Origin of the sequence: Celeribacter indicus, assembly GCF_000819565.1 — a bacterium.
Classification (GTDB): Bacteria; Pseudomonadota; Alphaproteobacteria; order Rhodobacterales; family Rhodobacteraceae; genus Celeribacter; species Celeribacter indicus.
This window is the reverse complement of record NZ_CP004393.1, coordinates 3,999,674-4,013,390: the sequence shown is the minus strand read 5'-3', so window position 1 is coordinate 4,013,390 and position 13,717 is coordinate 3,999,674. Positions and strand designations below refer to the sequence as shown.

Sequence of the window (13,717 nt, the reverse complement as noted above, 5' to 3'; positions counted from 1 at the left end):
CAATGCTGTGGGAAACCGTGCGCCTCGCGCTTCTGGCGATCACGCGCAACGCGCTGCGCTCGTTCCTGACGGTGCTCGGCGTGGTGATCGGCGTCGCCGCGGTCATCGCCATGGTGACCATCGGGCAGGGGTCGTCGGAACAGGTGACCTCGGACGTGGAAAGCCTCGGCAGCGACGTGCTGATGCTGTGGCCGGGCAACAGTTTCGGCGGCCCCGGCGTGTCGGAGGCCGTTGCCGAATTCACCCTGCGCGACGCCGAGGCGCTGCGGGAACTCAGCGTGCTCTCGGCCGTCGCCCCCGTTGTCAGCAGCCCGGCCACCGCCGTCTACGGCAATGCCAACAGCACCACCACCGTGACCGGCAGCAACAGCGATTACCTCGATGTCGCGAACTGGACGATCCTGCGCGGGCGCGCTTTCAGCCCCGCCGAGGAAAGCTCGGGCGCGGCGGTCTGCATTCTGGGCGAGAGCGTGCGGCAGGAGCTTTTCGGCAATGCCGATCCGACCGGGGAGACGATCCGGATCAGGACCGTCTCCTGCGAGGTGATCGGTTCTCTCGAGGCCAAGGGCGCGGGCATGATGGGACAGGATCAGGACGATCTGATCCTGATGCCGATCCGCGCGGTCCAGCGGCGGCTGGCGGGCTCGACCGATGTGTCGAGCCTTCAGCTGGCGCTGGCGCCCGGCATCTCGGCGGACCGCGGCACCCGCGAGATCGAGGCGCTGATGCGCGAGCGGCGGCGGATCCAGATCGACGAGGTCGACGACTTCCGCGTCATGGATATGGCGCAGATCGCCTCGATGCTGACCTCCGTCAACACGGTGCTGACGGGGCTCTTGTCGGCGGTGGCGGCGGTGAGCCTGCTCGTGGGCGGCATCGGGATCATGAACATCATGCTGGTCTCGGTGACCGAGCGCACGCGCGAGATCGGTATCCGCCTTGCCATCGGCGCCACCGCGGGACAGGTCCTGACACAGTTCCTGGTCGAGGCCATCGTGCTGTCGGTGCTGGGCGGGGTGATCGGGATCCTGCTTGGCTTCGCCCTCGCCTTTGCGGCGGCGCAGTTCATGGCGATCCCCTTCACGCCCAGCCTCGAGATCACCGGCCTCGCCTTTGTGTTTTCAGGGCTGGTCGGTGTGGTTTTCGGCTATTTCCCGGCCCGCCGCGCCGCCCGGCTCGATCCCATCGAAGCCCTGCGGCACCAGTGAACCCCTGTAGCCTCTCGGTTCCTTCCGACAAGGTCACGCGCGCGGCGTCTTGCGGCACATCTGGACATCTGTCGGCGGCACACCACGCCCCGAGGCGCCGGGGAAAGGGAAACCTGCCGCGTCGAAGCGCAGTCCGGGTTCAATGCTCGATGACGGGGATTTGGTAGCGGAGGAGGGACTTGAACCCCCGACACGCGGATTATGATTCCGCTGCTCTAACCAACTGAGCTACTCCGCCGAAGTGCCGCGTAGGTAGTCGGTCGCGGGCGGTGGGTCAAGGGGGAAATCGGCGCCGGCGGCGAGAAAGTGGCCGCCTTCTCCCCGGCCGGCGTCGGAGAGGTCACGATGCTCCCCGTTCGACCCTCCAGGGCTGTTCGAACCAGTGTTCCTCGAGGTTCGGCGTCTCGCCGATCCGGTCCACGACGGCGAAGAGGCCGTTGCCCGACAGCGGGGTGAGAACGCCGTGCCAGGTGCCGCGGTGGAGGTTGATCGCCTGCGCCCCGTCGGTGAGGAAGGCGCGGGGGGTGGCATCCGGCCCGTCGGAGACGATCACCAGGAACGGATCCGCCGACATCGGGGCGAAGGCCTGTGATCCCTCGGGATGACGTTCGATCATCTCGAGACGGTAGGGAAGCGCGCGCAACTCGGCGTGGAAGATCGAGATGCCGACCCGCGCGCCCGCCACATCCACCCGCGCCCGGTCGTGGTAGCGCGCGCATTTGCCCTGGTTGATGATGCGGTCGGGCGCGCCGGCCGCCTCGAGCACGTCGCCATAGCGGGCAAAGGCCGTGGTGGTCAGCGGCTCGGTGAGGATCGTCCGGCTCATGCGAGGTCCAGCTTCGGATGCCGGTTCACGTCCTTGTAGAGCAGGTAGCGGAAGGGCCGGCGTCCGGCGGCATAGCAGGCCTGCGGGCAGAAGGCGCGAAGCCAGAGGAAATCGCCCTCCGACACCTCGACCCAGTCCTGGTTGAGCAGGTAGACACCGCGCCCCTGGAGCACGTAGAGCCCGTGTTCCATCACATGCGTTTCGGCAAAGGGGATCGTGCCGCCCGGCAGGAAGGTGACGATATTGACGTGGAAATCGTACCGCAGGTCCTCGGGGTCCACGAAGCGCGAAGTCGACCAGGAGCCCTGTGTGTCGGGCATCTCGACGGGCGCCTTTTCCCGGTCCGCGGTGACGAAGCTCTCGGGCAGGTCGAGCCCCGGCGCCGGTTCGTAGCGCTTGCGGACCCAGACGAAGGTCGCCGGCGTGTCGCCGCTGTTTTTCACGCTATAGGCGTCGCCGGGCGCGACGAAGACGTAACTGCCCGGTTCGAGCGCATGGTCGCGCCCGCCGAGCGACAGTTCCACATGCCCCGCCAGCACGAAGATCACGCATTCGGCCATGGGGTCGGGCTCGGGGTCGGTCGCGCCGCCGCCGGGGGAGACCTCGACGATCAATTGGGCGAAGGTCTCGGCGAAGCCGGTGAGCGGCCGGGCGAGCACCCAGGCGCGCGTCCCTGTCCAGCCGGGCAGGTAGCTCACGACGATGTCGGACATCACCCCTTGGGGGATGACGGCATAGGAATTGGTGAAGACCGCCCGTTCACGCGCCCGCGTGTTCTGGTCCGGCAGGCCCCCCGTGGGGGCGAAATAGGTATATTCGTCGGTCATTGCCTGTGCCTCAGAGATCCATGTCCTTGAGCCTGTGCCACGCGATCCGTTCGACCTGCCGGCAGGCGGTGCGGAATTCCTCTTCCGGGGCATTCTCAAGCCGTGCGTGGAAGGCGTCGAGGATCGTGGCCTTCGTATTGTCTTTCACCGCGATGATAAAGGGGAAGCCGAATTTTCCCGTATACTCCGCGTTCAGCCGCTCGAATGTGGCGCGCTCCTCGTCGGTCAGCGCGTCGAGCCCGGCGGAGGCCTGTTCGGCCGCGCTCTCCGCGGTCAGGCGCCGGGCCTGTGCGAGCTTGCCCGCCAGATCCGGATGCGCCTCGAGCACGGCGCGCCGGTCGGCCTCGGGCGCGGCGCGGAAGGCGCGGCAGAGCGCGGAATGGGTGCCGATCCAGCTGTCGTGCGCGGGACCGAGCTCGAGCTCCCAGGCGCGTTCCGCAACCCAGGGCGAATGTTCGAAGATGCCGCCGAAGGCGCGCACATAATCGTCCCGCGACATCTGCGAGGGGCGGGGTTTTCGGCTGTGCGGATGCACCTGAGCCCAGTGCCGGGCGATGTCGATCCGGCGCGGCGTCCAGACATCGTCGAAACGCCGGATATAGTCGATGAACCTCTTCAGCCCCGCGATCTTGCCGGGACGGCCGATGAGGCGGCAATGCAACCCGATCGACATCATCTTCGGCCGGCCGGCCTTTCCCTCGGCATGGAGCACGTCGAAGGCATCCCGGAGATAGACGAAGAACTGTTCGCCCGTGATATAGCCCGGCGCGGTGGCGAAGCGCATGTCATTGGCCTCGAGCGTATAGGGAATGATGAGCTGGTCGCGCTCCCCGACCTCGAGCCAATAGGGCAGGTCGTCGTCATAGGTGTCGGAAATATAGTCGAACCCGCCTTCCTCGGCGACGAGCCGCACGGTGTTGGCGCTGCACCGTCCGGTATACCAGCCGCGCGGACGTTCGCCCGTCACGTTTTCATGCAGGCGGACGGCCTCGGCGATGGCGGCGCGTTCCTCCTCCTCCGGCATGTCCTTGTGCTCGACCCATTTCAGCCCGTGCGAGGCGATTTCCCAACCTGCCTCCTGCATCGCCGCCACCTGTTCGGGGGAGCGGGCGAGCGCCGTCGCCACGCCGTAGATCGTCACGGGGATCTCCGCCCCGGTGAACAGCCGGTGCAGCCGCCAGAATCCCGCCCGCGCGCCGTATTCGTAGATCGATTCCATGTTCCAGTGGCGCTGGCCCTTCCACATGGTCGCCCCGGCGATGTCGGAGAGGAAGGCTTCCGACGCCTCGTCGCCGTGAAGGATGGAATTTTCCCCGCCCTCCTCGTAGTTCAGCACGAATTGCACCGCGACCGTCGCCCCCTCGGGCCAGAGCGGATCGGGAGCCTCGGCTCCGTATCCCTGCATGTTGCGGACATAGCGTGGCGGAAAATCTTGCATTTGGAGATGCCTTCGGGTTTTTTGACTATTTGGTAGGCTTTCGCATTGTTTTTCTACGTTCGCCTTGCGTAAAGCTCAAAAGATTGATTGCGCTTGGACGCCCCATGAACAAGCCTTTCAAAGAAACGCATCCAAAATGAGCAGAAAACAGATGACCTCCGGGTTTTTGACCACCCATATCCTCGATACCGCCAGAGGCGTCCCGGCCGAGGGGATCGAGATCGCCCTCTACCGCGTCAGCGGCAACAGCCACAGGAAGATCGCCACGGCCGTGACGAATTCCGACGGCCGGACCGACGCGCCGATCCTGCCCGCGGAGAAATTCGCGCCCGGCAGCTACGAACTCGTGTTCTTCGCCGGCGACTACCTGCGGCGCACCGGGCAGGCGGGGGCAGAACCGCTCTTCCTCGACCAGATCCCGATCCGCTTCGGGATCAGCGATGCCGAAAGCCATTACCATGTGCCGCTGCTCCTGTCCGCGCACGGCTATTCGACCTATCGGGGGAGCTGAGATGCAATTCGTACCGATCGTCTGGGAATGGGCCGAATTCGCGCTGCGCTGGCTGCATGTGATCACCGCGATTGCGTGGATCGGATCGTCCTTCTACTTCATCGCCCTAGACCTCGGACTGCGCCCCTCCGCCGACCGGGATCACGGCGTGGGCGGCGAGGAATGGCAGGTCCATGGCGGCGGCTTCTATTTCATCCAGAAATACATGGTCGCGCCCGCGCGGATGCCCGAGGACCTGATCTGGTTCAAATGGGAGAGCTATTCCACATGGCTCACCGGCTTCGCGCTCATGGCGGTGGTCTACTACATGGGCGCCGAGCTCTACCTCGTCGACCCGAACGTGCTCGAGATGCCCGCCTGGGTCGCAATCCTTGTCTCCATGGGCTCGCTGGCCTTCGGCTGGATCGCCTATGACCTGATCTGCAAATCGAAATTCGGCGAGGACAACACGCGGCTGATGCTGTTGCTCTACGCGATCCTCGTGGTCATGGCCTGGGGCTATACGCAGGTCTTCACGGGACGTGCGGCCTTCCTCCATCTCGGGGCCTTCACCGCCACGGTGATGAGCGCCAACGTGTTCTTCATCATCATCCCGAACCAGAAGATCGTGGTGAAGGACCTGCGCGCGGGCCGCACTCCCGATCCGAAATACGGCAAGATCGCGAAGCAGCGTTCGACCCATAACAACTACCTCACGCTGCCCGTGCTGTTCATGATGCTGTCGAACCATTATCCGCTGGCCTTCGCCTCGGACTATAACTGGATCATCGCGGCGCTCGTGTTCCTCATGGGGGTGACGATCCGCCATTTCTTCAACACGATGCATGCGCGCAAGGGGATGCTGTGGTGGACCTGGGGGCTGACGGTCGCGCTCTTCCTCGCGGTCATGTGGCTCTCGACCTTCGGGATCTACGGCCAGCGGGACGGCGGGGAGGAGGCCGCGCTCGGACCCGAGGCGCAGCGGTTCGCCGCGGCGGCGGGGTTCGAGGAGGTGCATGACATCGTCGTCACCAACTGTTCGATGTGCCACGCGAAGGAGCCGCTCTGGGAGGGCATGGCCTCCCCGCCGAAAGGCGTGATGCTCGAGACGACGCAGGAGGTGGCGGTGCATGCCCGCGACATCTGGCTTCAGGCCGGCGTGACCCATGCGATGCCGCCCGCGGGCAGCTACATGATGCTCGATGACGAGACCCGCGCGCTCATCCGCGACTGGTATGCCGCCGGGATCGAGGGTTAATCGCGCGAGAAATGCCAGCGCGTGACCTGCCGCCAGGTCTCTCCCGGCCGGAGCACGATCGACGGGAACTCCGGGTGATGCGGCGCGTCCGGCCAGTGCTGCGCCTCGAGCGCTATGCCGCAGAACCCGACCTCGGGCACCCCGCGATGGCCGCGGAACGCGCCGGATTCGATGGGGGCGCCGTCAAAGACCTGAAGCCCCGGCGCGGTCGTCTCCATCCGCAGCGTCACGCCGCTCCGCCCGCGGAGGATCGCCGCGGGTTTCATGTCCCGCGCCTCCCCGGACAGACAGAAGTTATGGTCGAACCGCTGCGGATGGTCGCGGCCCATCGTGACACCCGATCGCAGGTCGAAGGGCGTGCCCGCAACCTCCGCGAGGCCGGTCGGGATCAGCCGGTCGTCCACGCGAAGGTAACGATCCGCCGCGACCGCAAGGCGATGGCCCTCCGCGGTCGGCGCATCGTCGAGCCGCCAGTAGGAATGGTTGGCGGGCGCCATGAACGTGGGCCTGTCGGTCACCGCCTCAAGCGTGAGGGTGAGCGTTGCGGGCGCGCTCACCTCGTATCGTGCGGTGATGTGGCGCGTGCCGGGAAAGCCGCCCTTCCCGTCGGGCAGGGTCAGCGCGAGGGTGACGGCGCTCCCGCTCTCCGCGACGATGTCCCAGACCTCCGCGCTCATCTGCGCCTGCCCGCCGTGGAGCGCGGTGTCGCCCTCGTTCGGCTCGAAGCGGAGCACGGCGCCGTCAAGCGCGGCCTGCGCCCCGGCGATGCGGTTCGCCACGGGTCCGACAATGGCGCCGAACCAGCCCATCGGCCCGCCGTCATAGGCGGCGAGTTCGTCCGAGCCGAGCGTGAGCCCGTAAGACACCCCGGCGAGCCGCACATCGTTCAGGATGGCACCGAGGGTGAGGATGCGCAGGCTCAGGTCCCCGTCGGCAAGCGTCACCGCCGCGACCTCCCGCCCCGCGCGCGTGGTGCCGAAGCGTGTCCTCACGCGGACATCCTCTCGCGCGCGGCGCGGAACCCGGCCAGCAGCATCTCGTCGCGATCGGCCTCGTTCAGCGGCACGAATTGCGCCTCAAGGGCTGCCGCATAGGGCGCGCGGGCGGCTTGCGTGCCGATCAGCGCGACCGGCTGGCCCAGCCAGTAGGCTCGCGTGGCGGCCAGTTCGAGCCCGGTGAGCCAGGCCGTCGCAAGACCTGTCGCCTCGTCCTGCGACATCCGCCGGAGCGCCACCGCCGTGGCGAGCGAGGCAAGCCGCTGGGAGGTGAATTCGGGACGGGACATGCCGTCGCTCACCGCCTCGACGAACCGCTCCGCCTCGCCGGTGCAGCCCTCGGCTCCCGGCAGGACCGCGCAGAGCAGCGCGCCGGTCATCTGCGCGCGGACGGACACGACCTCCCCCGCACTCACATGCGCCCAGAGCGTGCGCATCGGGCCGGGCAGGCAGATCACGCCGTCGAACTTCGGGGACCGGGCGAGAAAGCCGGCGAGGATCACCTCCGCCCCGTCGGTGGTGGTCAGCGGATCCGCCTGCAACAGGCAGGGGATCTGCCGTCCGACCCTCTCCGGCAGGGGCGCGCAGGGCAGGGCGCGCGCGGTGGCGGCATCGACCGTGCCGGCGACCAGATCGGCAAGGCTGTCGTCCAGCCCAACGCTGTGAAGCTCCGCGCCCGTGTCGAGCGACCAGAGCCGGATCCCCGCCCCGTCCCTGTATGCCGCGACGCAATCCTTTGCCACGCCGGCCTCCATCGCTGTCCCTGTCCCCTCCCGGCGGATCGTCAGCTTTTCAATGTCGCCGGATAGCCGGCATCCGCCAGCGCCTTGAGGATCGCCTCGTCTCCGGCCTCGGAGAAGACGTCGATCTCGCGCGAGGCCATGTCGACCTCGATCTCGACCGTGTCGTCCACGGCTTCGAGCGCCTCGGTGATGGCGGTGCGGCAATGGCCGCAGGTCATGTTTGGAACGGCAAATACGGACATGTGTCTGACCTCGTGCAGAATTCGAACCTGGGGCGAGGCATCATGTCACGGAGACACGGCTTGCCAGCGCTTCCTGTGCTTTCTAGGTAAACACAAATTTCCCGATGACCAGAGTGACAAAGATGCACAGCGCCAGATTATCCGTCGAAGGCATGACCTGTGCCTCCTGCGTGGGGCGCGTGGAACGCGCACTCGGCGCCGTGCCCGGCGTGCGCGAGGCGCGGGTCAATCTCGCGACCGAGACTGCTGAGATCCGCTTCGGCGGAGAGACGGGCCTCGGCGATCTCGCCCGTGTCCTGACGGAGGCGGGCTATCCCGCGCGGACGGAGGAACTGGTTTTCGACGTTCAGGGCATGACCTGCGCCTCCTGCGTCGGACGCCTCGAACGGGCGCTTTCGGCGGCGGAGGGCGTGACCGGGGCGGCGGTGAACCTCGCCGGCGAAACGGCGACGGTGCGCTATCTGTCCGGCACGCAGGATGCCGCGAGCCTTGCCAGGGTGATCGCCGCTGCGGGATACGGGGCGCGGGCGCGGCTCGATGCCGATGCCGCGCCCATGGACCGCAAGGCGGACGAGGCGCGGCTCATACGCCGCCGCCTTGTGGTCGCGGCGGCGCTCACCCTGCCGGTCTTCGTCATCGAGATGGGCGGGCATCTGGTCCCGGCGCTGCATCACTGGTGGATGACGCATGTTTCCGCGGACCTCTGGCGCATCGCGCAATGCCTGCTGACGACCCTCGTCCTCGCGGGGCCGGGGCGGCTGTTCTTCGCCAGGGGCATCCCCTCGCTCCTGCATGGCGCGCCCGACATGAACGCGCTCGTCGCGCTCGGGGCGGGGGCGGCGTGGCTCTATTCCACGATCGTCACCTTTGCCCCCGGCCTCGTGCCGCAGGGGGCGCGGGATGTGTATTTCGAGGCCGCCGCCGTGATCGTCACCCTCATCCTGCTGGGCCGCTGGCTCGAGGCGCGGGCAAAGGGGCGCACGGGGGCCGCGATCCGGAAGCTCGCGGGGATGCGGGCCAGCACCGCGCGGGTCGAATGCGACGGCGCCGTGGTCGAGCGTCCGATCGGGGAGGTCGCGGTGGGCGACATGCTGCACCTGCGCCCCGGCGAGCGGATCGCGGTGGACGGCCGGGTGCGCTCCGGCGAGAGCCATGTCGACGAGGCGATGATCTCCGGCGAACCGATCCCGGTGGCGAAGGCCGCGGGCGATCCGGTGATCGCGGGCACGGTGAACGGGGAGGGCAGCCTCACCTATGTCGCCGAGAAGGTGGGCGCCGACACGATGCTCGCGCAGATCATCCGCATGGTCGAGGAGGCGCAGGGGGCGAAACTGCCGATCCAGTCGCTCGTCGACAGGGTGACGATGTATTTCGTGCCCGTGGTGATGGGACTCGCGGCGCTGACCGTGGCAGTCTGGCTGATCTTCGGTCCCGATCCGGTGCTTGCCCATGCGCTCGTCGCCGGCGTGGCGGTGCTGATCATCGCCTGTCCCTGTGCCATGGGTCTCGCGACGCCGACCTCGATCATGGTCGGCACGGGCCGCGCCGCCGAACTCGGTGTGCTGTTTCGCAAGGGCGACGCACTTCAGGCGCTCCAGAGCGTGTCCGTCGTCGCCTTCGACAAGACGGGGACGCTGACCGAGGGCCGGCCGGACGTGACCGGGCTGACCCTGCTCGAGGGCGACGAGACGACGCTGCTCGCCATGGTCGCGGCGGCCGAGGCGACCTCCGAACATCCGATCGCCCGCGCGATCGAGCGCGCGGCCGCGGAGCGGGGGCTGGCGCTTCCGCCGGTGGGGAAATCCCGTGCCATCGCCGGCCACGGGATGAAGGCGGAGGTTGGCGGCCGAATGCTCCATATCGGCAACCTGCGCCTCATGACGCGGGAGAAGATCGACCCGGCCCCCTTCGGGGCGCCGCTCGATGCGCTGGCCGAAAAGGGGCACACGCCGGTGCTCGTGGCGCTCGACGGACGGCCCGCGATGGTGATCGGCATTTCCGATCCCGTCCGCCCCGCAGCGCGGCGCGCGGTCGAGGCGCTGCATGCGCGCGGGGTCCGGGTCGCGATGGTGTCCGGCGACACGCGCAAGGCGGCGGAGGCCATCGCCCGCGATCTCGGCATCGACCATGTCGAGGCGGAGGTCCTGCCGAAGGGCAAGGCGAAGATCGTCGAGGCCCTGAAGGCACAGGGCTCCGTCGCCTTCGTGGGCGACGGGATCAACGACGCGCCCGCCCTTGCCTCCGCCGATGTAGGCGTCGCGGTGGGGACCGGCACGGATGTCGCCATCGAGGCGGCGGATGTGGTGCTCATGGGCGGCGATCCGGCGGCGGTGGTGACCGCCCTCGACCTGAGCCGCAGGACCATGGCGAACATCCGTCAGAACCTGTTCTGGGCCTTCGCCTACAACGCCGCGCTCATCCCGGTGGCGGCGGGCGTGCTCTACCCGGCCTTCGGCGTCCGGCTGTCTCCCATGCTGGGCGCGGCGGCGATGGCGATGTCCTCGGTCTTCGTCGTCTCCAACGCCCTGCGCCTGCGCGGGATGCGCGCCGCGCATTGAGTGGCGCCGCGCCGCTCGCTAGGATCGCCTGCATGAGCACAGATATTCCGATCCGCGACGCCGCGACCGTCATCCTGCTGCGGGACATGCCCGACGGTCCCCGTGTCCTCATGGGCCAGCGTGGCAGGGGCGCCGTCTTCATGCCCGGAAAGTTCGTCTTTCCCGGCGGTGCCGTCGATCTTTCGGACCATGACCGCGATCCGCCGGGGCACCTGTCGCCGGTCTGCGCACGGCGGCTCGCGCTCGAGGCGGACCCGGCGCTGGTCCGGGCCCTGCCCAATGCCGCGCTGCGTGAGCTGCGCGAGGAGACGGGGCTGGTGCTTCCCGATGCGAGCGGGTTGCGCTTCGTCTTTCGCGCGATCACCCCTCCGGGGCGGTCGCGGCGGTTCGATGCGCGCTTCTTCGTCGTCGATGCCGCCGGGCTCGACGGCGATCCCGACGATTTCGGCGCGGCCGAGGACGAGCTGTCGCATCTCCAGTGGGTCACGCTCGCCGATGCACGAAGCTTCGATCTGCCCTTCGTCACGCGGGTGGTGCTGGGGGAGGTCGAGGCCGCGCTCGGCCGCACGGCCCCGCCCGCCCATGTGCCCTTCTACGACAACCGCGCCGCCTTGGGTCAGATCCGCGCCCTGCGCTGATCAGGCCTCGGTGAGTTGGTTCGCATCGACGAGCAGCCGCTTGTGCCGGCGCATCTCGGCAAGGGCGTCGCCGAAGGTGCGGATCCCCCGCTCCTCCGCCATGCGCAGCATCTTGATGAAGACCTCCGCCGTCGCGATCGTGTCGCCCATGGCGGTATGCCGGGCGTCCGGCGGGATCTTCACCCCCAGCCGCGCGGAGATCGCGTCGAGCGTATGCTCCTGCGACTGGCCAAAGACGATGGCCGAAAGCAGCACGGTGTCGAGCACGGGATTGGTGAATTTCGACCCGATCTCCGCCTCGTGACGGCGCAGGAACTCGAGGTCGAAGGGCGCGTTATGGGCGACGAGGACCGCACCGCGCGCGAAGCTGTGGAGCTGGCGCCCGGCCACGCCGATCCGCGGCGCGTCCTTCACCATCTCGTCGGTGATCTGATGTACGGCCGTGGCCGAGGCCGGGATCGGCCGGCCCGGATGGACCAGCCGGTCGAGCCGCTCGTTCTCCACCACCTTGCCGTTCACGATCCGCAGCGCCGCGATCTGGCAGATCTCGTCGCCCTGGGAGGGCAGCAGCCCCGTGGTCTCCGTGTCGAACACGACATAGGTCAGCTCCGAGAGCGGCGTCTCCATCAGCTCGGGCGAGGGCGTGCGGTTCAGCAGGTCGAAATCATAGGTCGCCGCCCGCCGCCCTTCGCCAAGGACGCGGCGCAGGCGGCGCGCCTCCCGGATCGGCAGCTTCAGCACCGCCCGCGACGCGCGGCCGAATTCCGGCCAGACCTCCGTGCCATGGGCATCGAGAATGTCGCGGCCGGTCATGTCCGCAAGGCCGACGTCGAGCGGATCCGCCAGCCAGCTCTCCAGCCGGTCGACGGACAGCGGTTCGCCGCTCCACCCGAGCGCGAGCATCGCGCCGCCGTCCTCTTCGCGCGAGGCGAGGAAGGACAGCGCGCGGCCCCCGTCCTGCGTCACCCGGCGCGCGAGCTGGGCAAGCAGCGTGGTGATCTGCACCGCGTCGAGCGTGAGGGCGATCGGCTCGGTGACATCCGCCGCGATGACGATCCCGTCCTGCGCGAGCTGGGCGGTCAGCGCATCGCAAAGCTCGCTGCCGCGCACCGGCGCCATCGGCCACCAGTCGGCCTTCGCGGATTCGTAGTCCGCATCGAGCGCGGCGATCTCCGAGGTCAGCACCTCCATTTCGCTCACCAGCGCGGCGTCGAGCCGCGCATCGGCCCGCAGCGCCGCGTCGGCGGCCCGCGCGTCGAGCGTGGTGCGCAGCGAGGCGATGGAGGGGCGCAGCCTGTCGAAAAGCCGCTTGAGAAGCTTTTCGCGTTCGGCATGGATGGCGAGATCGTCGGTGACGTCGTCGAGCGTCAGCACGTAGGGCGGCGCGGTATCGCCCTCGCTCGGGGCGTGCATCAGGCGCATGCGCGCCGACAGGATGCGCCCGCCATGGAGGGTGGCGACGGTCAGCGGCACGACATGCCCGTCGTCGCCCTCGCCCGCGCAAAGGCGCTCATAGGCCGACAGAAGGGGGCGCGCGCGCAGGAAATCGAAGACGGAATGATCGAGCCCCGGCGCATGGTCGGCCCCGAGCAGATCCGCCGCCGCCCCGTTGTAGAAGGCGATCTTGTGCCGTCCCGACAGCAGCACGACGCCATGCGGCATTTCGGCGGCGAGCGCGGTGAGCTTTTCCTTTTCCTCGATGAGCCGGGTGGTCTCCTGTGCGACGGCTTCCGCGAGCTTGTTGCGCGTCCGGGCCAGATGTTCCGTCACCGCCCGCGCGGCGGGGGCGAGATCCCCGAGATAGCGCGCGGTGCGTTCGTCGAGCACGTCGTCGACATCGGCATGGGCGCGGGCCAGAAGGCCGCCGGCGAGCCGCTGGATCGGCCGGGCGACATGTTCGTCGAACAGCAGCCAGATCCAGACGACGATGCCGAGGGTGACGAAGACGGCGATGATGCCCGCGAAGAGAAAGCCATCGAGCGCCGCGGGATCGCGCATCCGCGTGAAGCCGAGATAGAGGCCGGTCAGTTCCCCGGCGATGGCCGCCACGGCGAGGAGGGCGAAGAACAGGAAGACGCGCAGGCGCAGCGACCAGTGTTCGATCTTCATGCGGTCCTCCCCGTGACCAGCCGCGCGACGCGGGCCCTCAGATCCTCCGTCGCGAAGGGTTTGGTGATGAAGTCGTCCGCCCCCATCGCGCGCCCCTTGCGCTGCTCGGCCTGCGAGGCGCGTGCGGACATCATCAGGACGGGCGTGTCCGACAACTCGTCCGAGAGGCGCAGCGACTGGCACACCTCGTAGCCGGACGCGCCGGGGAGGGTGACGTCGAGGATGACGAGATCGGGACGCAGGGCGCGGATGTTCGGCAGGGCCTGGGTGCCGTCGGCGACCCGGTGGATCTCGTAGCCGTCCCGTTGCAGCAGGAGTTCGAGGGCGATCGCGATATTGTCCTCATCCTCCACGAGAAGCACGCGCGGGCTGCCGGTCATCTCCT

The 13,717-nt window shown here is 68.3% G+C and carries 13 protein-coding genes and 1 tRNA gene; 5 read left to right on the top strand and 9 right to left on the bottom strand.

Annotated features, from left to right (window positions below; all coding sequences use genetic code 11):
- Window positions 1-2: 2 nt before the first annotated feature.
- Window positions 3-1,208, top strand: a complete 1,206-nt coding sequence (locus P73_RS19745; protein WP_043870921.1) for an ABC transporter permease — start codon at window positions 3-5, stop codon at window positions 1,206-1,208.
- Window positions 1,209-1,369: 161 nt separating this feature from the next.
- On the opposite strand, the gene P73_RS19740 is transcribed toward P73_RS19745, so the two are convergent.
- The 4 genes from P73_RS19740 to puuE form a co-directional block, all read right to left on the bottom strand.
- A tRNA-Met gene (locus P73_RS19740) sits at window positions 1,370-1,446 on the bottom strand.
- A gap of 102 nt (window positions 1,447-1,548) precedes the next feature.
- Window positions 1,549-2,034: an ureidoglycolate lyase gene (locus P73_RS19735; RefSeq protein WP_043870920.1), complete on the bottom strand. Its 486-nt coding sequence runs from the start codon at window positions 2,032-2,034 to the stop codon at window positions 1,549-1,551.
- The gene (locus P73_RS19730; protein ID WP_043870919.1) at window positions 2,031-2,861 is read right to left on the bottom strand and encodes a bifunctional allantoicase/(S)-ureidoglycine aminohydrolase; all 831 of its coding nucleotides are present in this window, start codon (window positions 2,859-2,861) and stop codon (window positions 2,031-2,033) included. Before P73_RS19730 ends, P73_RS19735 begins: the two co-directional genes overlap by 4 nt.
- 10 nt (window positions 2,862-2,871) lie before the next feature.
- Window positions 2,872-4,299, bottom strand: a complete 1,428-nt coding sequence (puuE, locus tag P73_RS19725) for an allantoinase PuuE (RefSeq protein ID WP_043870918.1) — start codon at window positions 4,297-4,299, stop codon at window positions 2,872-2,874.
- Between the two features lie 151 nt (window positions 4,300-4,450).
- Between puuE and uraH the strand changes: the two genes are divergently transcribed.
- Both uraH and P73_RS19715 read left to right on the top strand, forming a co-directional pair.
- The gene (gene uraH, locus P73_RS19720; RefSeq protein ID WP_043870917.1) at window positions 4,451-4,810 is read left to right on the top strand and encodes a hydroxyisourate hydrolase; all 360 of its coding nucleotides are present in this window, start codon (window positions 4,451-4,453) and stop codon (window positions 4,808-4,810) included.
- Between the two features lies 1 nt (window position 4,811).
- The gene (locus P73_RS19715) at window positions 4,812-6,047 is read left to right on the top strand and encodes a urate hydroxylase PuuD (protein WP_043870916.1); all 1,236 of its coding nucleotides are present in this window, start codon (window positions 4,812-4,814) and stop codon (window positions 6,045-6,047) included.
- On the opposite strand, the gene P73_RS19710 is transcribed toward P73_RS19715, so the two are convergent.
- Genes P73_RS19710 through P73_RS19700 form a run of 3 tightly spaced genes read right to left on the bottom strand, consistent with a single transcriptional unit; the run spans window position 6,044 to window position 8,027 of the window.
- The gene (locus P73_RS19710) at window positions 6,044-7,039 is read right to left on the bottom strand and encodes an aldose epimerase family protein (protein WP_043870915.1); all 996 of its coding nucleotides are present in this window, start codon (window positions 7,037-7,039) and stop codon (window positions 6,044-6,046) included. The genes P73_RS19715 and P73_RS19710 overlap by 4 nt on opposite strands.
- Window positions 7,036-7,785, bottom strand: a complete 750-nt coding sequence (locus P73_RS24590; RefSeq protein ID WP_158401961.1) for a 2-dehydro-3-deoxygalactonokinase — start codon at window positions 7,783-7,785, stop codon at window positions 7,036-7,038. Before P73_RS24590 ends, P73_RS19710 begins: the two co-directional genes overlap by 4 nt.
- Window positions 7,786-7,826: 41 nt before the next feature.
- Window positions 7,827-8,027 carry a heavy-metal-associated domain-containing protein gene (locus P73_RS19700; protein ID WP_043870914.1) on the bottom strand — a complete coding sequence of 67 codons (201 nt, stop codon included), beginning with the start codon at window positions 8,025-8,027 and terminating at the stop codon, window positions 7,827-7,829.
- A 104-nt stretch (window positions 8,028-8,131) separates the two neighbouring features.
- Here P73_RS19700 and P73_RS19695 point away from each other — a divergent pair, with 104 nt between their 5' ends.
- A complete protein-coding gene (locus P73_RS19695; protein WP_043870913.1) occupies window positions 8,132-10,585 on the top strand; it encodes a heavy metal translocating P-type ATPase in 2,454 nt (817 codons plus the stop codon).
- A gap of 32 nt (window positions 10,586-10,617) precedes the next feature.
- Window positions 10,618-11,223, top strand: a complete 606-nt coding sequence (locus tag P73_RS19690) for an NUDIX hydrolase (protein ID WP_043870912.1) — start codon at window positions 10,618-10,620, stop codon at window positions 11,221-11,223.
- Here the strand turns inward: P73_RS19690 and P73_RS19685 are convergent, their stop codons facing one another.
- Together P73_RS19685 and P73_RS19680 are read right to left on the bottom strand one after the other, a co-directional pair.
- The gene (locus P73_RS19685; RefSeq protein WP_043870911.1) at window positions 11,224-13,332 is read right to left on the bottom strand and encodes a 3'-5' exonuclease; all 2,109 of its coding nucleotides are present in this window, start codon (window positions 13,330-13,332) and stop codon (window positions 11,224-11,226) included.
- Window positions 13,329-13,712 carry a response regulator transcription factor gene (locus P73_RS19680; protein ID WP_043870910.1) on the bottom strand — a complete coding sequence of 128 codons (384 nt, stop codon included), beginning with the start codon at window positions 13,710-13,712 and terminating at the stop codon, window positions 13,329-13,331. The genes P73_RS19685 and P73_RS19680 overlap by 4 nt, the downstream gene beginning before the upstream one ends.
- Between the last annotated feature and the right edge of the window lie 5 nt (window positions 13,713-13,717).